This is a genomic window from Pseudochelatococcus contaminans (assembly GCF_014195635.1).
In the GTDB taxonomy this organism is placed as follows: Bacteria; Pseudomonadota; Alphaproteobacteria; order Rhizobiales; family Beijerinckiaceae; genus Pseudochelatococcus; species Pseudochelatococcus contaminans.
Map to the genome: position 1 here is coordinate 1 of NZ_JACICC010000021.1, position 19033 is coordinate 19033.

Consider the following 19033-nt stretch of genomic DNA (forward strand, 5'->3'; position numbering starts at 1 on the left):
CGCATCGCCTCACCTCAAGCGAAGGGGAATGTCGTCAACGTTGATCGTGTGCTGCGAACGTCACAGCGGTAAGACAGAACACAGAGTCAGGATAATACCGCCATGCCGGCCGACGAATTCGACGGTGACGAGGACATGGTGAAGCTGGAACTCGATCCATGGAGCTGAGGCGCGAAAGCGCTTCACCCCCACGGCCCGGTGCCCAGGCGCAGCCGGGCCTTCTCCCGTCAATCACCGCCGATTGCCGCTTGCGTGCCAATCTGCATTGCGATCTCGACCCGCATCGGGAAAGAACCGTGGCAATCACTCAGATTTCGCGCCTTCAAGCTGAAAGCCGCTTGCCATGCTCCATATCATCGTTTCCACTCTGCTCTGCACGGCATCCTGTGAACCCGCCGAAATCCGGGTCTGGGACGGCGATTCGATCCGGCTGGGTGCGGGACACCAATCTGAGGCCGTCCGGATCTTCAACATCGACGCCCCCGAGATCGAGGGCCGCTGCGCTTATGAATCCAACCTTGCCCGGGAAGCGAAGATCAGGCTGGCAGAAATCCTGCAAGGCCGAAGGGTCGAAATCCAGCGCCAGGGCACCGACCGCTATGGCCGGACCCTGGCGGCGATCCGGGTCGAAGGCCACGACGTCGGCGATGTTCTCGTCAGCGAGGGTCTGGCGAGAACCTGGGCAGGGTGGCGTGAGCCTTGGTGCTGAGCGTCGGATCATTCCGGCGAAAGCAGGAACGATCCTCCATCGCAAAGGGAGAGTGAGAGTGCGGGTCGGCTGGCCGTGACGGGTTGGAAGGCGGGAGAGAGGCTTCCGCCGCCCGTCGCGGAGTATTTCCCATGTCCCTATCCCGCCAAAACGCTTTCGCCCCGATCGGCGAGATCGTCGCGCAGCAGGTGTTGCCCTGGCTGCGTCACGCCCAGAAGCTGCCGCTGCGCATCTCCTGCATCGGTATCGCCAGCTACGACGAAAGCGATCACGTCGACGGCTTCGACCGCAGACTCGTCATCGGCCAATGCCTTTCCCCCGAAGAGGCTATGACAATCGCCAGCCAGCGCGTCGCGCGCGGCGATTTCCGCATCAGCCCGGACGATGCGCCGCGCTTTCGCCCGCGCGTCATGGTCATTCAGGACCGCGAACTGGGCCTTGTCCTCGCCGGAGAAATCCGGGGCGGGATCGTCCTTTGGCAGCATCCCGTTGCTTCCGACACCGAGGCTCGCCGCGTCGTCATCGAGGCCAGCCGTCTGCGCGGTATGGCCTTCACGGCATCCGGGCGCGGAGACGCGGCGACCGCCCGCGATCTCCGTTACCGCGCCAGTCTCCTCGAGGCGCGACTGATCGATCCTTTTTGGCGCGAGACGGCTGCCGAGCTTCTGCGGCTGCCACAGGCCGCGTGATCGCTTCCCCGCTTTTCAAGCCACTTGACCCGGCCAGCGGCCGGGAGTTGCTCGTATGGAGTTTTCCTATGCCGAAATTTGTCGTCAGCAAAGTCCATGACGCCTTCGTCTATTATGACGCCGTGGTCGAAGCCGACACGTTCGAAGATGCGCTAGATCTGGCCTATAGCCCCCATTTCAAGGGCGACTGGTGCGCCACAGGATACGTGCAGGAGTTCGAAGATTACATAATCGATGAGAATTCTGGCGTTCGCGTGCTCAAAGATGGCGAAACCGTTGAGGCGTTTCTGTCCATCGCTGTCACCGCCCAGGAGCACGATGCTGTGTTGACGGGCCTCTGGCTCCTTCAGTTCGCGCTTGTGCGCGGACCCGTCGAACCGCTCCTCAGGAACACTTTCACCAACGGCGGCGCTCACTCCGGCCTTGATCTCACCGAGATCGACGCCCTTTGCGAACGTATCGACGGATAGGAGGCCCAGTTGTACGCGACCTATCTGCGCCTCGACATCATGGCGTGGGACAGCGACCGCGCCGTCATTCGTGCCGCACGCCGGAAGTTCGCTCGACCCGTCCTACGTGATCCCTCCAGGCGGGACGCGCGGAAGCGCTTCTACCGCGAGATGCTCCGCCACCATGCCGATGCCCAACGGCTGGTGACGCAGTTCCGCCTCTGACGCCAGCGGCGTCGCAACCTTCCCATCCTCGCCCGGCCTCGCGCCGGGTTTTGTCGTTTCAGGAGCCGGACATGGCCAACTACTACACCCATTTCTCCTGCCTGCTCGAAGTAGGCACTCCCGAAAACGCCGCCCGAGCGCTCGACCTCTACAATGCCTTGTCCGAGGAAAACGCCGCGGAAGACCCTCCGTCCGAGGGTTTCCTGCTCTCGATCCAGCCCGAGCATGGTGGCACCCAGCTCTGGATGCGCGATGACGAAACCGGCGATCCCGAACATGTCATCCAGTTCGTCAAGCGCTGCGCCGCCGAGTTCGGCCTCACAGGATTATGGGGGTTCCAATATGCAACCACCTGCTCGCAGGCACGGGTGAACGCCTTCGGCGGCGGCGCGCACGCTCTAGATCTCGCCACGGGCGAGACCGTGGACTGGATCTACAGCGACAGTTGGCTGGAGATCGTTCTGGACGGAGGCGACCCCTATGCCTGACGTCATCGAAACCACGGTCTATCGGCTCGACGAGCTTTCCGATGCGGCGAAGGACAAGGCCCGCGCCTGGTATCGGGAAGGGGGCTTCGACTACGACTGGTATGATACCGTCTATGAGGATTTCCAGCGGATCGCGGAAATCATCGGCATCCGCTTCAGAACCAGCACCGTCCGCCTCATGGGCGGCGGATCGCGGCAGGAGCCGCGCATCTGGTTCCGGGGCTTCTGGTCGCAAGGGGGTGGCGCCTGCTGGGAAGGGTTCTACTCCTACCGGAAGAACGTTTCGGCCGAGATCAGGGCCTATGCGCCGCAGGATACGACCTTGCACGGAATCGCAGATGCCCTTCAGGCCGTCCAGCGCCGGAACTTCTACCAGCTTCGAGCCGAGGCAACGCATCGCGGCCACTACTGCCATGAGTATTGCATGGCGATCTCAGTCGAACGCGACAGTCCGACCTGGCAGGACATGACCGCCGATGCCGAGGAGATCGTCATTGAGGCGCTCCGGGACCTGGCCCGATGGCTCTATCGCCAGCTTGAGCGCGAATACGACTACCTGACCTCGGATGAGGCGGTGGACGTGGCCATCACCGCCAACGAACACCTTCACCGAAGCCGGACGCCGTTTTGGCTGATCCTCACAAGCGCCCCGCCTGACGGCCGGGCGCTTGTTTCATGTCTGCTATCGCTTCGGACTGAGAGGGAGAGATGGGCCGGAAGGGGCTTGAGCCGGTGCGGTCGAGAGAGAGCGCCGCTTAGGCTCGATCCTGTCCCGCTCTCCCGAGGAATCCCCGATGAACATGATTTCCGCATCCGCGGCGGCATCCGCCACCGCGCCGCTTCCGTTCGACCAAGACGCTGAGACCGCAGCCAGCATCTTGACCGCTGCCGGGCTGTTGCTGCCGCATCTGGAGCGCGGTCAGCGTGTCGATGCCGCCACCCTGCGCGGTGCGATGGAAGCTGCCTTCGGTGCTTCCGATGCCACCGGCGCATGGAACTGGAAGACCGCCTATGATGCCTGTGAGGCGGCGACCGTCCTCTTCCTGCGCAAATACGGCAATGCGCTTTTCCGCAAAGCCGGGTCTCCGGCGGCGATCCTGCCGCAGCTTACGAAGATCGCCGGGCTGATGCCGACACATACGCGCCGGTCGGAGGAAGCCCAGATCTTCCAGCAATTCTCGACCCCGATCCCGCTCGGCTTCGCGGCGGTGACGGCGGCGGCGATCACCCAAGCCGACCGGGTGCTGGAGCCCTCTGCCGGCACCGGGCTCCTCGCCATCCTGGCCGAGGTCGCGGGCGGCACGCTCCTCCTCAACGAACTGGCCGAGGCCCGCGCCGGCCTGCTTTCCTCCCTCTTTCCGGCCCTGTCCGTCACCCGCTTCGACGCCGCTCAGATCGACGATCACCTCGATCCCGGCCTTGTCCCGACCGTGGTTCTGATGAACCCGCCGTTCTCAGTCATGGCCAATGTCGAGGGGCGGATGGCCGATGCCGCCTTCCGCCATGTCGCCTCGGCGCTCGCGCGCCTTGCGCCCGGCGGGCGGCTCGTGACCATCACCGGCGCGAGATTCGCCCCCGACAATCCGGCCTGGACGGCTAACTGGAAACGGTTGCAGGAACGCAGCCGGGTCACCTTCTCCGCCGCCGTCGACGGTTCTGTCTATGCCAAGCATGGCACCACCATCGACACGCGGCTCACCGTCATCGACAAGCTGCCCGCCGACGACCCGGCGGTGTTCCCGGCCGGCACCGGTGTCGCGCCGGACGTGGCGACGCTGATGGGCTGGCTCGCCAAACAGCTTCCGGCACGCCTGCCGGTCGATCCCACCGTGGCTGTGCCGGTCGCACGGCCTGCTGCCCCGCGCACTGTGCGCGGCTATGTCAACCGCGCGGCCCGCACGGTATCCGCGGCGCAGCTGACCGAGCCGGATGGTGTGCCGCTCACCTATGAGACCGTCGACTGGACGCCGACCGAAGATGGCCGCCTGTCGGATGCGATCTATGAAGACTATGGCCTTCAGACCATCCGCATCGCGGGGGCGCAGGCGCACCCGACCCAGCTCGTGCAATCCGCCTCGATGGCGAGCATCGCGCCGCCGAAGCCGAGCTACCGGCCGGTGCTGCCGACGGACATCCTCGGCAAGCTGTCCGAGGCGCAACTGGAAACCGTGATCTATGCCGGCGAGGCCCATGCGGGCTTCCTCGCCGGGGCCTGGACGATCGATGACACACTCGACACCATGTCGGCCGCGCCGGAGGACGCCAAGGGCGCCATCCGCTTCCGGCAGGGCTTCATGATCGGCGACGGCACCGGCGTCGGCAAGGGCCGGGAATCGGCCGCCATCATCCTCGACAACTGGATGCAGGGCCGCCGCAAGGCGGTCTGGATATCGAAGTCCGACAAGCTGCTGGAGGATGCGCAGCGCGACTGGTCGGCCCTCGGCATGGAGCGGCTGCTGGTCACGCCGCTGTCGCGCTTCCCGCAAGGCAAGCCCATAACGCTGAACGAAGGCATCCTATTTTTAACCTACGCCACGCTGCGCTCCGACGACCGCGGAGAAAGGGTTTCGCGCGTCAAGCAGATCGTCGAATGGTTGGGCTCGGACTTTGACGGAGCGATTATTTTCGACGAGGCGCACGCGATGGCAAACGCCGCAGGGGGCAAGGGAGAACGCGGTGATGTCGCCGCCAGCCAGCAGGGCCGCGCCGGGCTGCGCATCCAGCACGCGCTTCCCCATGCCCGCGTGGTCTATGTCTCGGCCACCGGCGCCACCACCGTCCACAATCTCGCCTATGCGCAGCGGCTCGGCCTCTGGGGCGGCGAGGATTTTCCCTTCTCGAGCAGGGCGGAGTTCGTGGAGGCGATCGAGGCCGGTGGCGTCGCGGCGATGGAGGTGCTGGCCCGCGACCTGCGGGCGCTCGGCCTCTACACCGCCCGCTCACTTTCCTTCAAAGGCGTCGAATACGAGCTGCTCGACCACGAACTGACACCGGAGCAGATCCGCATCTACGACAGCTATGCCGACGCCTTCGCCGTCATCCATAACAATCTCGATGCGGCGATGCAGGCCGCCAACATCACCGGCGGCGATGGCGGTTCGGGCACGCTGAACCGACAGGCCAAATCCGCCGCCCGCTCGGCCTTCGAGTCCGCCAAGCAGAGGTTCTTCGGCCATCTGCTGACCTCGATGAAAACCCCGACGCTGATCCGCTCGATCACCAGCGATCTGGAGGCGGGCCATTCGGCCGTCATCCAGATCGTCTCGACCGGCGAGGCGCTGATGGAACGACGGCTGGCGGAGATCCCCACCGAGGAATGGGGCGACCTGAAGATGGATTTGTCGCCGCGCGAGTATGTTCTGGACTACCTCGCCCATTCCTTCCCGGTGCAGCTCTACGAGCCGTTCACGGATTCGGAGGGCAACCTGTCCTCACGCCCGGTCACGCGCGACGGCCAGCCGGTCGAGAGCCGCGAAGCCGCGGCCCGGCGCGACGAGATGATCGCCAGCCTTGCCAGCCTGCCGCCGGTCCCCGGCGCGCTGGACCAGATCATCCAGCATTTCGGGACCGACACGGTGGCCGAGGTGACGGGCCGCTCTCGCCGCATCGTCCGCAAGCGTGGCGGCGGCGTCACCATCGACCGCCTCGTCGTGGAGAACCGGGCAGGTTCGGCCAACCTCGCGGAAACCCAAGCCTTCATGGACGATCAGAAGCGCGTGCTGGTCTTTTCCGACGCCGGCGGCACGGGCCGGTCCTATCACGCCGAACTCTCGGCAAAGAACACGCGCCTGCGTGTCCACTACCTGCTCGAAGCCGGATGGAAGGCGGACGCTGCCATCCAGGACCTCGGACGGACGCACCGCACCAACCAGGCGCAGCCGCCGCTGTTCCGGCCGATCTCGACCAATGTGAAGGCGGAGAAGCGCTTCCTTTCGACCATTGCCCGCCGCCTCGACACGCTCGGCGCGATCACACGCGGCCAGCGCCAGACCGGCGGCCAGGGCCTGTTCCGGCCCGAGGACAATCTGGAGAGCCATTATGCGCGCGATGCCTTGCGCCAGCTCTATCTCCTGCTGGTGCGCGGCAAGGTCGATGGCTGCTCGCTGGAGCGGTTCGAAGCGGCGACCGGGCTGAAGCTGATGGATTCGAACGGCATCAAGGATGATCTGCCGCCGATCACCACCTTCCTCAACCGCCTGCTGGCGCTGACCATCGAGCTTCAGGGCGTGCTCTTTTCCGCCTTCGAGCAGCTTCTGACCGCCCGCATCGAGGGTGCCATCGCGTCAGGCACCTATGATGCCGGCTTGGAGACGCTGCGCGCCGAAAGCTTCGTCGTCACCGACCGGCAGGTGATCTACACCCATCCGCGCACCGGAGCCGAGACCAGCCTGCTGAGCATCACCGAGCGCAAGCGCAACCGGCCGGTGACGCTCAACACGGCGCTAGCCGAACTCGATGATCCGCGTGCGAAGCTCCTGATCAACGAGCGCTCAGGCCGCGCGGCGGTGCAGATCCCCACCACCAGCGTCATGCTGGACGATGGCGAGATCGAGCGCCGGGTCCGCCTGATCCGGCCGATGGAGGCACATAATGTCCCGATCAGGATTATGGGCGAAACCCATTGGGTCGAGGCCGACCGGGACGCCTTCGCATCGGCCTGGGAGGCAGAGGTCGCCGAGGTGCCGGAGTTTGCGGACAGCACATTGCATATGGTGACGGGCCTTCTGCTGCCGATCTGGAAGCGGCTGCCGAACGACTCCACCCGCGTCTACCGGCTCCAGACCGATGCGGGCGAGCGCATCATCGGCCGCAAGGTCTCCCCGGCCTGGGCCGCGAACGCGACAACGACCGGCATTGCATCGGTCACGCCGGAAGATGCCTTCGCGGCGCTGATGGAGGGCCGGACGATCCTTGATCTCGCCGAGGGCCTCCAGCTTCGCCGGGTCCGCGTCATGGGCGTCAACCGGATCGAACTCTCCGGCTTCACCGATACGATGCGCCAGCGCCTCACGGCCTATGGCCTGTTCCATGAGATCATTTCCTGGAAGCTGCGCATGTTCGTGCCGGTCGATGCCGGCGGCTCCACCGTGCTGGCCAGACTCCTCGACCGCTGGCCGGTCGAGCGCATCGGCGAGCGGGAGGCGGCCTGATGCCGCGTCATGACGCTTCCGAACTGGCGATCCGTCTCGGCCGGGAGGCCGAGGCGGTTTGCCGCCACTACTTGTCGTCCGGCCAGCGCGCCGGGCGGTACTGGCTGGTCGGCGATGTGCAGAACACGTCGGGTCGTTCGATGTTCGTTCGCCTCACCGGGCCGGAATCCGGCAAGGGAGCGGCAGGGAAATGGACCGATATGGCCACCGGCGAGCATGGCGATTTGCTCGACGTCATCCGCGAGGCGCTTGGCCTGGTCGACTTCAGGAACGTGGCCGAGGAAGCGCGCCGTTTCCTCGCCCTCCCGCATCCCGAACCTGAAAAGACGAGGACGCCGACCGGCAGGACATCCAGCTCGGCACCCGGTTCGCCTGAAGCGTCGCGCCGCCTCTTCGCCATGGCACAGCCGATCCGCGGCACGCTTGCGGAGGCCTACCTCAACGGGCGGGCGGTCACCTCCCTCTCGGGCACCGCCGCGCTGCGCTACCATCCCCGGTGCTACTACAGGTCTGAAGCGCATTTGCCCACCGAGATCAGGCCGGCGCTCGTGGCCGCCGTCACCGATCTCGCCGGCCATCAGACCGGCGCACACCGCACCTGGCTCGCCTCGGACGGGTCCGGCAAGGCGGCCGTCGAGACACCACGGCGGGCGATGGGTGAGCTTCTCGGCCACGCCGTCCGCTTCGGGACTGCCGGTGAGGTGCTCGCCGCCGGCGAGGGCATCGAGACCGTGCTGTCGCCCCGTCAGGTTCTGCCCCGCATGCCGATGCTGGCGGCGCTTTCGGCCGCTCACCTCGCTGCCATCCTGTTCCCGCCGTCCCTGCGCCGGCTCTACGTCTTGCGGGATCGCGACCCGGCCGGGGAGGGCGCAAGAGACAGCCTGGTCGCCAGAGCAGCGAGCCTCGGGATCGAGACGATGTCGCTCACGCCGCTCAACGGCGATTTCAACGATGATCTGCGCCGCCACGGCGCCGATGCCCTTCGGGCGGCCTTGACGGATCAGCTTCATCCTGAAGACGTCCGCCGTTTCATGGAGAGGTGAGCACGTAATCGTTCCCGAAGGCGCGGCCCAGCTCGCCGCCTGAGGGTTTGGTTCTCTGGCCATCGGCAGCCGCGTCCTTCGTCGGAGAGTCCCGCACCCACGGCCTTCTGAGAGGGCGATCGGCGCACAAACGGGACGGGCAGGCAATGGCCGGGTACGGCTAATTTCCGCCGGCGGCTGCGCCGCCTTTGCATCGCGAAAGGCAAATTAGCCGCCCCCGGCCATCAAGGCCCTCGCCGAGCGGGCGAGGGCTGCCAACCCGTCCCGCCCGTGCGCTTCGACGCCTGCGAAGGCCGCGATGGGCGCGGTCTCCAGACGAAGGATGCTCCCGATGACGAACGAAACCGAATACGCAGGCGACGAGCCGGTCCACACCTCCTCCCAGACCGATCATGCCCTCTCTGAGCTCCAGCTCTACGGCTGGCGCCCGTTCCAGGACGAACCCGATCCCCGGCCGCTGCCCGAGGGCAACACCGTCGCCGCCGCCGTCACCGACATCTTCGACGCCCTGGTCGCGACGCTCGGCGACACCCGCCTCGAACCCGATCTCGAAGAACTGCTCTGGGGGACCGTCAATCTCTTCCACCGCGCCACCAGCCGGGTCGAGCGCGATCTCGACGACAACGAGCAGGCACAGCGCCGGATGCAGAGGGAACAGGACGGCAGCGAGGTCAAGAGCGTCGAACTCGAACGCCTCACAGCCGAGGGCCAAACCCTGATCGAACGGCGGAGCAGCATGGAACTCTTCCGCGATCTCGCCGCCGAGGCATTCGAGCACCACACCGGCAGCGCCTGGCGGCCGCGTTCCGGCTCGATGGTCAATCATCGCAACCTGACCGCCGCGATGATCGACAGCCGCGACTTCCTTGCCGCGAAGCGCCGGGCCGAGACCGAGGTGATGCTGCCCGCCGGCCCGAAGGTGGCCGTGACCGGCGGCGCCGACTTCAACGACCATCACATGATCTGGGCGAAGCTCGATCAGGTCCATGCCAAGCACGCGGACATGGTATTGCTGCACGGCGGCACCCCGAAAGGCGCGGAACTGATTGCCTCCCGCTGGGCAGATCACCGCAAGGTGCCGCAGGTCGCCTTCCGGCCCGACTGGACGAAGCACGGCAAGGCCGCGCCCTTCAAGCGCAACGATGCCATGCTGGACGTCCTGCCGGTCGGTGTCCTGGTCTTCCCCGGCACCGGGATTCAGGAGAACTTCGCGGACAAGGCTCGCAAGCTCGGCATCCCGGTCATGAAGTTCGACGGCGGCGCGTAAGCGCCGCCGAACCTTGACAGAAGGAGAGACGGGGCCTTTGATGGAGCATCCTTGAAGAACCGGCGAAGCAGAATAGTCGCAGGCGGAGCGTATCTCCCGGCAGCCTGTCGTGATCCTCAACTGGTCATCTGGAGGTTTCCATGACGCTGATCCTGCTCGCCATCTCGCTCACCATCACGGCTTGCGTGATTGCCTTCAATCTCGCGATCTATGCCCTGCCCGTCATGGCCGCCATTACCGCCGCGCAATATGCCTGGGGCGCGGGAGCGGGCGTCCTGATGTCCGGCCTCAGTGCTGCTGGCGCCGCCCTGCTGTCGATCGCACTGGTGATCGCGGTTCTTGGCTTCGCCAAAAACCCGGTCCTTCGCCTCATCGCGCTCGCTCTCTTCGCGGTGCCCGCCGTTATCGCGGGCTATGCGCTTGTCTATGGCATCACGAAGAACGCCATCGACTCGGCCCTTGTCCTCAATCTGCTCGGCGGCATTGGCGGCCTTGCCATCGGCGTCTCGGCCGTCGTCAATCTGAACGCCCTCGGCGAGTCGGTGTTCTCTCGCTGAAACGGCGGTAGCGATCTTCCGCTTCCAAGGGGAAAACCCGGCGGCTTGCGCCGCCGGGCTCCGGCTTCCGGCTCGAACGTTGGGCGGTCATGTCATCGCTGTCCTTACCGCCATCATTCTCGGTCTGCTTCGCGCGCGGTGGCTTGGAAATCCGTCATCGGCATGAATCCCATAGCCGTAGCGGTCAATCCCGGCAGCACCGGCGCTTCGTTCCGGGAGTTCAGCCACGAACACCTTCATTGCTACTTCTCGCAATGCAGCGGGACCGGGCCTTCCGCTGTCGAAGCCGCGGCAATGCCATGCTGCGCCTGGAAACCCGATAGCTGCTTCGTTCTCATCCCGGACGACATAGCCTTCCTGCGGCGAGCGCGAGCGCGGCCGAGAAAGAGAAGGCGGGTGGGCCGGTGCTGTGCCGCATGGTCCGGGTCTCGGCGGCCTGTCTGTTCGCTGTCGCCGGCAAGGACGATGGTTCTGCTGTGCGTCCCCGTATTTGTGCTCTCGAAAGCACCAATCCCTCCGCCTGACTGATCCCCTAAGTCCGTTCGGTTTCCACCTGCAACCCCCGCGGCTCCCAGCCGTGTTGCCACGCAAGCGCGGCTGCCCGCCCCACCTGGGGCCTTAGGGGCAAGCTGCCGAAGGACGGCAGTTGCGGGAGTCTCCCGACGGCCTTGGCCGGGTCTCGTCGGAGGGATGGTCCCTCCGAGGAGCAACGGAGACTTACAATGCAGAACATCGTCATCCTCGCCGGCAACATCGGTCAGACCCCCGAAACCCGCACCACCCAGGGCGGCACCGGCATCACCCACTTCACCCTGGCCACCTCGCGCCCCCGCTACTCGGAAGGCCGCGTTGTCCGCGACGAGAACGGCTATCGGGTCCAGGACACGGAATGGCACCGCATCACCTGCTTCAACGGCCTCGGCAAGACGGTCCAGCAGCATTGCGAAAAGGGCATGAAGGTTCTGGTTCGTGGCCGTATCCACTACACGAAGTGGACCGACGCCGCGGGGGTTGACCGCTACGGCTGCGAGATCATCGCCGAGACGGTGGATTTCCTGAGCCGCGCGAAGCAGACCGAGAACGACGACGGCAAGTTCATCGACGACGACGACATCCCGTTCTGAGCGGGACGCTCGGAGCCCGGCGGCGCAAGCCGCCGGGTTTTCCCCATGTTCGCACCGGAACGCGCCCGTCACCTTTCCCCCCGTCCATGAAGACATGTCGAGCGGATCGACCGCTCGGCATGTCTGATGAAAGGGGGGCAAGCCGCCCCTCTCAAACACTCCCCATGAAGGGGCAGGGCAGTGCCCCGCCCCCTCAAACTCCCCCACCCATGGAGGGGAAACCCCCTCCAAACCTCCCCCTGTCGGCGGCGCCGAATATTGTCGCGGCCCCTGGTCGGGGCCGCGGGCTCTTCTCTCTCTGACTTCGAATCATGCACCAGCCACTCCGGCGTCAAGGACATCGCGGTCCCCCCAATTTTCAGTCGCCGCCCATAGGGCGCCGCCAGAAAATCGGCTTCCCCGCTCGCCGCCGTTGGCGGTCGCTTCGCGATCCCTGACCCCTCGCGGCTACAGTGCAGGCTCCTTCCGTCAGAGAGCGAAAGGAGACATGACATGAATAATCACAAGATCATCAGCATCGACGGTGGCAGCGCAGCTTACTGGCGCGAGCGCAAGCATGCCTTCCGCCTCATCCGAGAGGCCGAACTGGCGGCGGAGGAACTGGCAGATGCGCCGATGTATCTGCACGGCGGCTACGATGAGGACGGCGATGTGATCCCCATCGAAAACCTCGGACCCTACGATGACATGGAGGACGCGATCCGGGCCATCGAGGCGAACCCGGCGGCGGTGAGCATCCTCGTCGCGCAGGGGCGCACGGACATCGATGGGCACAAGGTCAAGGCAGTGATCGCCGGGTTGGAACCGGACTGGGGCCACATCGAGGACCCGGTGAGCAATCCGCTCTGGGGACCGGATACCGACTGAGCCTGCGACGAGAGGCGGCAAAGCCGCCTCTCGTCTTTGCTTCGTCGTCAGGAGCCCCGGCGGCCGGATCGACCGGCCACCAGGACTGATGAAAGGGGGGCAAGCCACCCCTCTCAAACTCTCCCCATGAAGGAAGGGGCAGGCCCCCTCCTTCAAACATCCTCCCCAAGGGAAGGGCTGAAGCCCCTCCCTTGAACCCACCCATGGGAAGGAGGCGACGGTTCCCTCGCCCTCCTTCCCAAACCCATCCTCCTCTCCCTGAGCCTGTTGAGCCACATTCCCAAGACGCAATCGGAGTAACCGCCCGGCGACCGAATCAGATGTGAGGTCGTGAGACCAAGTTTCGCCACATCAGGCGTTTTCGCGCATAAACAGATTGGCGCGCGATCATAGAACGACTAAAATAGATGGGGTATTCGGGCTGCGTTCTTGTCCACACTTTGTGGGTTCGTTATGGCGGGAAGCGAGCGCATTGCGGTCGTTTCTGCTCTGGGCGAACTGCCAAAACCGTCCGTTCATCAGCGTATCCGAAGGCGGCGCGAGAATCTTATCGACTATTCCTCGGCTCGTTCATCGAACCTCTTTCGGGCGCCCTCTATGTAGCTTTGTTGCGACCGAGCCCATGAGGCCAAGGTTAGCAGCGGTTCGTGCAACGAACTACCTTGCTCTGTCAGCTCATAATCGACACGGGGCGGGATGGTGGCGAAGGCCGTGCGGGTCACCAGACCGTCGCGCTCCAGCCCACGGAGGGTTGTCGTCAGCATTTTGTGGGACAATCCGGGGATTGACCTCTGCAAGGCATTAAACCGCATGGGCCCTCGGGACAGCGCACCCACAATCATAATCGTCCATTTGTCGCCGATGCGCTCGAAGATCTGGCCAAGCGCCTTGCAGTTGGCTTCGCCTTCCGAGGCATAGTCAACTTCGACGAGCTTAAGTTTTGATTTGACCATCATTATCTCCATTACGCACCTCGGGGTGCGTGACGTTCGAAATCGTGCGTTCTTGCGCATCGATCTGCGAACCTTCATATCGCTACGCTCTAACGGAACGTAACGGAAGGTTCAATCATGAATATCGGTGTCAGCGGTGCAAGCGGCAAGCTTGGACAAGCCATGGTCCGCGAACTTCAGGCTCGCAACAAAGGCCACAAGATCGTCGCCATTTCCCGCACCCCTAAGAACTCGGATGGTGTCGAAGGGCGCGAAGGCGACTACGACAAGCCCGGAACCCTGGCCACGGCCTATGCCGGGCTCGACAAGGTCATCCTAATTCCTACAGGAGACCTTCGCCCAGGCATGCGCGGTTCACAGAACGAAGCTGCGATCGCCGCTGCAGTTGCTGCGGGCGTGAAGCACATCGTGCTCCTGTCGGCTGCCGGCACCCGCGAGCAAGCCGAGCCCGCCATTGGTGCCAGCTACTGGCGCGGCGAACAGGCGCTGATCAAGTCGGCTCCTCAGTGGACGATTCTCCGTATGAACTACTATGCGGAAGCGCTCGCCGATGAAGCAAAGCAATCGGCAGCGTCCGGAGCCCTGACCGGCTTGGCCGAGAACAAGGTAGCGTTCGTGAGCCGCGAGGACGTCGCCGCTGCTGCTGCGGGGATCGTGCTGACCGAAGGTCATTCAGGCGCCATCTACAACGCCACCGGCGCCAAGAGCTACACCGGCGCCGAACGCGCCGGGCTCGTTTCCGAGATCCTCGGCACCCAGATCGGCTTCGCGGTGGTTCCGGTCGAAACCCTGCAGGATGGCATGGCGCAGATGGGTCTGCCGGACTTCGTGATCAACACGGTCGTCGGCATCCAGCAGGATTTCGCCGCTGGCGCCTTTGACGTAGTGACCGGTGACGTCGAGAAACTCGCCGGCCGTCCCCCGAAGGACTTGCGCGACGTGCTCGTCGCCAACCTGAAGTAGGCCAGCCATGAACATCAAGTGGGTCTACTGGATAGCCACGATCCTCCTGTCGCTCATCTATTTGGGCGGCGGTCTGATGTACCTGTTCAACATCCAGATGGTGCAAGGTCTCTTCGTCAACTTCGGCTATCCCGGCTACATCGTGCCGATCCTCGGGGTGGTGAAGCTCCTGGCCGCGGCGACGATCCTCTCGCGCTTCAACGTGGCGCTGTCGGACCTGGCTTATGCCGGCATGTTCTTCCACCTGATCCTCGCAGCCGGCGCCCATATCGGCGTCTCCGACTTCGCCGGGTTGCCGCCGTCCTTGGTGGGGCTGGTGCTGCTGGCGGTGTCGTTCCTCACCCAGAACCGTGCACGTCCCAAGCCCTCGCCTTATGGCTCGCCAGCCGTCCTGCGCGGCAGCGTCGACGCTTAATCAACGAAGATTGGATCGGGGTGCGCCCCGGTCCTTCTCCTCGAAAGGACAGGTCGTGGAACTCGGCATCTATACCTTTGGCGACATCGTGGCCGATCCTCACACCGGCAAGAAGCCGACATCCACAGAGCGCACTCGTCAGCTCATGGATATGGCCAGTCGATGTCCCGGCACGCTTCCCGCGCTCGCGAACAGTCGGTGCACACTTCGGACTGACACCCCGCAAGCAGCAATCCGGTGAGGTGGATCGCAGTGGTCGGATCTCGAGATGGGGCGATGAGATGATGCGAAGCCTCCTCTATGAGGCTGCACAAGTTCTGCTGACGCAAGTGAAACGGTGGTCGGCACTCAAGGCATGGGGCGCACAGATCTCGCGACGCCGGGGCCACAAGAAGGCAATCATCGCGCTGGCGCGCAAGATCGCCGTGATCCTCCATCGCATGTGGATCGACGGAACGGAATTCGATTGGGGCAAGCGCTCGGACGGCGCAGCCCCATCGGTATAAAGTTCGGCTAGGTGAAACTTGGCCGAGGCACTTCCCCGCGAGGGGACGGGGAACGGCGAGCGCGCAAATACGACTTGACCGCCAAGGCCGATGCCGAGGTGATGTCGCAATTTAGATTGTCCCGCCGGTTCCTCTGATCCCATCCTGTGGCGGTCTCGTACCGACCACGAAGAGAAGCATGATCCTCGCGGGCGTGCCGCTCAAACCTCGTCGTCGGGAACGACCAGATCGACGTGGCTGACACCGAGGGCTTGGGCGAGCTCATACAGCGTGATCACGGTCGGATTCCTCCGGCCGCGTTCGAGGCTGCTGAGATATTGCTGGCTGAAGCCGGAACGTACTTCGACCTCTTCCTGGGTCAGGCCCTTCTCCCGACGCAGGCGGGCGAAGTTCCGGCCGACCAGTTTGCGCATATCCATGAGCATGAAGATCGCGATTTACATACTTTGAGTTTATCAACTATAGTATGTAAATAGCCGGCTGGAGAGTGTGGGAAGCCCGCTATCCGGTTGGTCCGAATAGAGAAGTCGTAGTTCTGGAGTGCGCACAGGTCCGAATGGGAGGTGATCATGTATGATCACCGCCCGCCAATCACGGGCCGCGCGCGCGTTGCTGGGTTGGACACAGGAGACGCTCGCTGACAAGGCCCAGGTCGCATTGACCGCGCTCAAACGCCTCGAATCCCAAAGCGGGCTCGAGGTGTTCGAATCGACGCGCGATCAGGTGCGCCGCGCACTCGAAGCAGCCGGAATCGTTCTCCTGTCGACGGACAAGGGCGAAGGGGTGTTGCTCCTGCACGACAGGATCGATGCCCAAAGGTAGCGTCGGGGCTTGGGCGTTGACCTGCTCTCGTCAAAAAGAATGGCTATCTCTCACCAGAGATGGTTAACAAACACGTTACCTGATCGTGAGCGAGTGATGGGACGCGCGACGCAGACATTTCTTGATGAACCACCGTCCAGCCACACGCTGACGTCCTATGATCGCGAGCATATGAAGCTCTACATGCGGTTGCTCGATGCCGAGCGCGACGGGGCCGACTGGCGCGAGGCGGTGCGAATCCTCTTCGATCTCGATCCCGATCTCGACCCCCAGCGCTGCCGCTTCGTTCATGACGCTCATCTCGCGCGCGCGCATTGGATGACCGAACGCGGCTACCGCGAACTGGTCCGCGAAAGCCAGCAGCGACCTTCATCGTGATGCGCTGGACGCATCACCTGTTGATTCTGACCTGACTTGATCAATTCAACCCGAGCGGGAATCGTGAATCCCCAACTTTCTCGACCTTGATGTGGGAGATCGCGATGACACCCGACGCATCTACCTGGCGTTCCTCGGCGGAATACGAGCATCTGGATGCGTTGACGTCATCCGATCTGGCCTGGGAATGGCTCCGCCGCAACGATGCCTACGACGCCGATTTTGAAGCCTCAGTTGCAGGCCATGGAGATCCCGAACCGCTGACCGAACGAATCCGGCAGCGGTGGGGGCTGCGATTTCCCGGTCGACCCCCAGACCCCGCCTCCTGATGCCCCCGTCTTCTGGCTTCCGCGCGAAGACACCAGCATTATCCTGCTGGCGGAAGCCCCTTCATTGCTTGCCGATATTGTCGGACACGTTCTGCCGATCGGGCGTCCTCATTTGCGGGCAGACGATTCCGATGCCGATTTCCGGTTTGCTCTTGGAAACGGACAATACCTTCAGGTTCTCGACTGCACCGACAATGACCACACGATCGCCGTTGCCATCGTGCCGCTGGATCTCGATGGCCTTGACCACATCGAAGCTCTTCGCCGTTTCCTCAGTGCTCTGCATGGCCGGGCAATCCCACCAGACACGCGCCTGACACGGCAGCAGCGCGCCCGTTTCCGACGGATGCTTCGGGCTTTCGACGGATACAGGGCTGGCGCCACGCAGCAGGAAATCGCGCAGGTCATCTTGAAGACCAGCCCACTCGACCGTGACGAATGGCAGGCATCATCTGCCCGCCATGTCATCAAATCGCTCTTGCGCGATGCCCGTGCCATGGTCGCGGGCGGCTATCGAAAACTCCTGCGTCATCGTCGCCCACGCTAGCGCAATCCTGCGCCCAGCATGGTGGGCGATTTCGATACCCCCCAACTTCGCCCTGCACCTCGCCGGTGCTTCTTCGCCACCGTGGTCGTTGCCCGCCGCTGATCCGCAGCGGCCGTCCCAACACCATGGAGGCCCGACCCATGCCGCACGAACCCGTCGTCTTGCCGCCGCGCTTTCTGCGCACCAAGGAAGCCGCCGAGTTTCTCAGCCTCTCGGCGCGCACGCTGGAAAAGCACCGCACCTACGGGACCGGACCCGCCTATCGCAAGCTCGGCGGCCGTGTCGTCTACGCCATCGACGATCTCGAAAGCTGGGCCGATCGCGGCGCGGTGACGTCCACCTCCGATCCGCGTGGCTCCGTCCTGCCCGCCAAGCGACATGCGTCCCTTCCGTCCGGCCCGCAGGCCGGACGTTATGCGCGCTGATCGCCGCCGGTTCCCTTCATGGCGGTGCGACATCGATCTCCTTCCGAGCGCGGGCAACTCGACCTGTTCAGGGCGCTCCCCGGCGATTTCGCGCCACGAGACGCGCAGGATCTCATGGCCTATCCCTTTTTCTCCCTTTCCAAGACCCATCGCATTGCGCCGATCGATTTCTCGGCCGGTGATGTTGCGATCCGCGTCGAAGCCGTTCCCGATCATGGCATGGCGACCATCTGGGACGCCGACATCCTCATCTGGGCGGCAAGCCAGATCGTCGAGGCTCGCGACGCCGGGCTTCGCACCTCGCGGCTCATGGTCGCCACACCTTACGAAATCCTCCGCTTCATCGGGCGCGGCACCTCGGTGCGCGATTATCGGCGCCTGAAGGCCGCACTCGACCGGCTCCAGTCCACCACCGTCACCACCACGATACGCCAGCCGGCAGAAGGTCGCCGTCACCGCTTCTCCTGGATCAACGAATGGAAGGAGCGCACCGATGGCTGCGGCAAGGCCGACGGTATCGAGATGATCGTGCCGGACTGGTTCTATCAGGCGGTTGTCGATGATGCGCTCATCCTGACCATTGACCGGAACTATTTCGATCTGACCGGCGGACTCGAACGCTGGCTCTACCGGATCGTCCGCAAACATGGCGGACGCCAGCGCAGAGGCTGGCGCTTCGACTTCCGTCACCTGCACCAGAAATCCGGCAGCCTGTCGCCGTTCAAGCGCTTTGCCTTCGAGTTGCGCGACATCATCCGTCGCCAGCCGCTGCCCGGTTATGCGCTGTTCCTGGAGATCGAGATCGGCGGCCGCGCGCTGCTCGCCTTCGAGCCGGTGCCGGCCTGTGGAAAACCTGTGCAAGGCGTCGTGCCATCCGGAACCCGGAGAGGCGTGCCATCGGGAACCCGGGTCGCGTGCTATAGGGAACCGAAACCAGCCCTAACATCCGACACAGAAACACGAAATCTCGCCCTTAACTTAGAGTCTAACGTAGACTCTAACCTTGAAGAGCGCGCGCGCGATGTGGAAAACCTCTGTCGGGGTGCCAGGTTTCGCGAACCGGGGCGAGGTTTCATGAACTCGTTCCAGGAAACGCGAACCGGATTCACGGACCGGGAGCCGGATCA

General features: G+C 64.2%; 21 protein-coding genes and 2 pseudogenes. 21 read left to right on the plus strand and 2 right to left on the minus strand.

Annotated elements, in window-relative coordinates; translation table 11 throughout:
• Positions 1–343: 343 nt before the first annotated feature.
• From FHS81_RS17575 to FHS81_RS17630, 12 genes and pseudogenes are all read left to right on the plus strand, one after another.
• Complete coding sequence (locus FHS81_RS17575; RefSeq protein ID WP_037094047.1) at positions 344–709, plus strand: thermonuclease family protein; 366 nt, start codon at positions 344–346, stop codon at positions 707–709.
• 131 nt (positions 710–840) lie between these two features.
• Positions 841–1398 (plus strand): hypothetical protein, encoded by a 558-nt coding sequence (locus FHS81_RS17580; RefSeq protein ID WP_037094044.1) that lies wholly within the window; start codon positions 841–843, stop codon positions 1396–1398.
• Between the two features lie 68 nt (positions 1399–1466).
• Complete coding sequence (locus FHS81_RS17585; RefSeq protein ID WP_151610647.1) at positions 1467–1868, plus strand: hypothetical protein; 402 nt, start codon at positions 1467–1469, stop codon at positions 1866–1868.
• Between the two features lie 9 nt (positions 1869–1877).
• A complete protein-coding gene (locus FHS81_RS17590) occupies positions 1878–2072 on the plus strand; it encodes a hypothetical protein (protein WP_037094038.1) in 195 nt (64 codons plus the stop codon).
• A gap of 71 nt (positions 2073–2143) precedes the next feature.
• The gene (locus FHS81_RS17595) at positions 2144–2560 is read left to right on the plus strand and encodes a hypothetical protein (RefSeq protein WP_037094036.1); all 417 of its coding nucleotides are present in this window, start codon (positions 2144–2146) and stop codon (positions 2558–2560) included.
• Positions 2553–3195 (plus strand): annotated as a pseudogene (locus tag FHS81_RS17600) (antitoxin of toxin-antitoxin stability system). Before FHS81_RS17595 ends, FHS81_RS17600 begins: the two are co-directional and overlap by 8 nt.
• A gap of 159 nt (positions 3196–3354) precedes the next feature.
• On the plus strand, positions 3355–7710 hold the full coding sequence (locus FHS81_RS17605; RefSeq protein ID WP_183754860.1) for a strawberry notch family protein: 4356 nt from the start codon (positions 3355–3357) through the stop codon (positions 7708–7710).
• Positions 7710–8753, plus strand: a complete 1044-nt coding sequence (locus FHS81_RS17610) for a DUF7146 domain-containing protein (protein WP_037094032.1) — start codon at positions 7710–7712, stop codon at positions 8751–8753. Before FHS81_RS17605 ends, FHS81_RS17610 begins: the two co-directional genes overlap by 1 nt.
• Before the next feature lie 331 nt (positions 8754–9084).
• Positions 9085–10020, plus strand: a complete 936-nt coding sequence (locus FHS81_RS17615) for a DUF2493 domain-containing protein (RefSeq protein ID WP_037094055.1) — start codon at positions 9085–9087, stop codon at positions 10018–10020.
• A 140-nt stretch (positions 10021–10160) separates the two neighbouring features.
• Positions 10161–10577 (plus strand): hypothetical protein, encoded by a 417-nt coding sequence (locus FHS81_RS17620; protein ID WP_037094029.1) that lies wholly within the window; start codon positions 10161–10163, stop codon positions 10575–10577.
• Positions 10578–11299: 722 nt separating this feature from the next.
• The gene (locus tag FHS81_RS17625) at positions 11300–11701 is read left to right on the plus strand and encodes a single-stranded DNA-binding protein (RefSeq protein WP_037094027.1); all 402 of its coding nucleotides are present in this window, start codon (positions 11300–11302) and stop codon (positions 11699–11701) included.
• A 492-nt stretch (positions 11702–12193) separates the two neighbouring features.
• Positions 12194–12568: a hypothetical protein gene (locus tag FHS81_RS17630; RefSeq protein WP_037094024.1), complete on the plus strand. Its 375-nt coding sequence runs from the start codon at positions 12194–12196 to the stop codon at positions 12566–12568.
• Between the two features lie 554 nt (positions 12569–13122).
• Here the strand turns inward: FHS81_RS17630 and FHS81_RS17635 are convergent.
• Entirely contained in the window at positions 13123–13521 is a 399-nt protein-coding gene (locus FHS81_RS17635; RefSeq protein WP_151691280.1) for a winged helix-turn-helix transcriptional regulator, read from the minus strand.
• Positions 13522–13638: 117 nt separating this feature from the next.
• Here FHS81_RS17635 and FHS81_RS17640 point away from each other — a divergent pair, with 117 nt between their 5' ends.
• The 3 genes and pseudogenes from FHS81_RS17640 to FHS81_RS17650 all read left to right on the plus strand — a co-directional run.
• Positions 13639–14484 carry an SDR family oxidoreductase gene (locus FHS81_RS17640; protein WP_037092225.1) on the plus strand — a complete coding sequence of 282 codons (846 nt, stop codon included), beginning with the start codon at positions 13639–13641 and terminating at the stop codon, positions 14482–14484.
• A gap of 7 nt (positions 14485–14491) precedes the next feature.
• A complete protein-coding gene (locus tag FHS81_RS17645; protein ID WP_037092224.1) occupies positions 14492–14899 on the plus strand; it encodes a DoxX family protein in 408 nt (135 codons plus the stop codon).
• Between the two features lie 158 nt (positions 14900–15057).
• Positions 15058–15405, plus strand: a pseudogene (locus FHS81_RS17650) (transposase); the annotation flags it as partial.
• 200 nt (positions 15406–15605) lie between these two features.
• Here the strand turns inward: FHS81_RS17650 and FHS81_RS17655 are convergent.
• Complete coding sequence (locus FHS81_RS17655) at positions 15606–15824, minus strand: helix-turn-helix domain-containing protein (protein WP_037092238.1); 219 nt, start codon at positions 15822–15824, stop codon at positions 15606–15608.
• Between the two features lie 154 nt (positions 15825–15978).
• Here FHS81_RS17655 and FHS81_RS17660 point away from each other — a divergent pair, with 154 nt between their 5' ends.
• The 6 genes from FHS81_RS17660 to FHS81_RS17685 all read left to right on the plus strand — a co-directional run.
• Complete coding sequence (locus tag FHS81_RS17660; RefSeq protein WP_037092223.1) at positions 15979–16227, plus strand: helix-turn-helix domain-containing protein; 249 nt, start codon at positions 15979–15981, stop codon at positions 16225–16227.
• A gap of 96 nt (positions 16228–16323) precedes the next feature.
• Complete coding sequence (locus FHS81_RS17665) at positions 16324–16605, plus strand: DNA -binding domain-containing protein (protein WP_037092222.1); 282 nt, start codon at positions 16324–16326, stop codon at positions 16603–16605.
• 104 nt (positions 16606–16709) lie between these two features.
• A complete protein-coding gene (locus FHS81_RS17670; RefSeq protein WP_037092221.1) occupies positions 16710–16934 on the plus strand; it encodes a transcriptional regulator domain-containing protein in 225 nt (74 codons plus the stop codon).
• A 64-nt stretch (positions 16935–16998) separates the two neighbouring features.
• Entirely contained in the window at positions 16999–17481 is a 483-nt protein-coding gene (locus FHS81_RS17675) for a DUF2285 domain-containing protein (RefSeq protein ID WP_231771509.1), read from the plus strand.
• A gap of 140 nt (positions 17482–17621) precedes the next feature.
• A complete protein-coding gene (locus FHS81_RS17680) occupies positions 17622–17906 on the plus strand; it encodes a helix-turn-helix transcriptional regulator (protein ID WP_037092220.1) in 285 nt (94 codons plus the stop codon).
• A gap of 18 nt (positions 17907–17924) precedes the next feature.
• Positions 17925–19033: replication initiator protein A (locus FHS81_RS17685; protein ID WP_183754863.1), on the plus strand; the 1109-nt coding region annotated here is incomplete at its 3' end.

Excerpts from the sequence above, each read along its gene's own strand:
- FHS81_RS17575 (WP_037094047.1), top strand. The coding sequence starts at position 344 with ATGCTCCATATCATCGTTTCCACTCTGCTCTGCACGGCATCCTGTGAA.
- FHS81_RS17580 (WP_037094044.1), top strand. The coding sequence starts at position 841 with ATGTCCCTATCCCGCCAAAACGCTTTCGCCCCGATCGGCGAGATCGTC.
- FHS81_RS17585 (WP_151610647.1), top strand. The coding sequence starts at position 1,467 with ATGCCGAAATTTGTCGTCAGCAAAGTCCATGACGCCTTCGTCTATTAT.
- FHS81_RS17595 (WP_037094036.1), top strand. The coding sequence starts at position 2,144 with ATGGCCAACTACTACACCCATTTCTCCTGCCTGCTCGAAGTAGGCACT.
- FHS81_RS17605 (WP_183754860.1), top strand. The coding sequence starts at position 3,355 with ATGAACATGATTTCCGCATCCGCGGCGGCATCCGCCACCGCGCCGCTT.
- FHS81_RS17610 (WP_037094032.1), top strand. The coding sequence starts at position 7,710 with ATGCCGCGTCATGACGCTTCCGAACTGGCGATCCGTCTCGGCCGGGAG.
- FHS81_RS17615 (WP_037094055.1), top strand. The coding sequence starts at position 9,085 with ATGACGAACGAAACCGAATACGCAGGCGACGAGCCGGTCCACACCTCC.
- FHS81_RS17620 (WP_037094029.1), top strand. The coding sequence starts at position 10,161 with ATGACGCTGATCCTGCTCGCCATCTCGCTCACCATCACGGCTTGCGTG.
- FHS81_RS17625 (WP_037094027.1), top strand. The coding sequence starts at position 11,300 with ATGCAGAACATCGTCATCCTCGCCGGCAACATCGGTCAGACCCCCGAA.
- FHS81_RS17630 (WP_037094024.1), top strand. The coding sequence starts at position 12,194 with ATGAATAATCACAAGATCATCAGCATCGACGGTGGCAGCGCAGCTTAC.
- FHS81_RS17635 (WP_151691280.1), bottom strand. The coding sequence starts at position 13,521 with ATGGTCAAATCAAAACTTAAGCTCGTCGAAGTTGACTATGCCTCGGAA.
- FHS81_RS17640 (WP_037092225.1), top strand. The coding sequence starts at position 13,639 with ATGAATATCGGTGTCAGCGGTGCAAGCGGCAAGCTTGGACAAGCCATG.
- FHS81_RS17645 (WP_037092224.1), top strand. The coding sequence starts at position 14,492 with ATGAACATCAAGTGGGTCTACTGGATAGCCACGATCCTCCTGTCGCTC.
- FHS81_RS17655 (WP_037092238.1), bottom strand. The coding sequence starts at position 15,824 with ATGGATATGCGCAAACTGGTCGGCCGGAACTTCGCCCGCCTGCGTCGG.
- FHS81_RS17660 (WP_037092223.1), top strand. The coding sequence starts at position 15,979 with ATGATCACCGCCCGCCAATCACGGGCCGCGCGCGCGTTGCTGGGTTGG.
- FHS81_RS17665 (WP_037092222.1), top strand. The coding sequence starts at position 16,324 with ATGGGACGCGCGACGCAGACATTTCTTGATGAACCACCGTCCAGCCAC.
- FHS81_RS17670 (WP_037092221.1), top strand. The coding sequence starts at position 16,710 with ATGACACCCGACGCATCTACCTGGCGTTCCTCGGCGGAATACGAGCAT.
- FHS81_RS17680 (WP_037092220.1), top strand. The coding sequence starts at position 17,622 with ATGCCGCACGAACCCGTCGTCTTGCCGCCGCGCTTTCTGCGCACCAAG.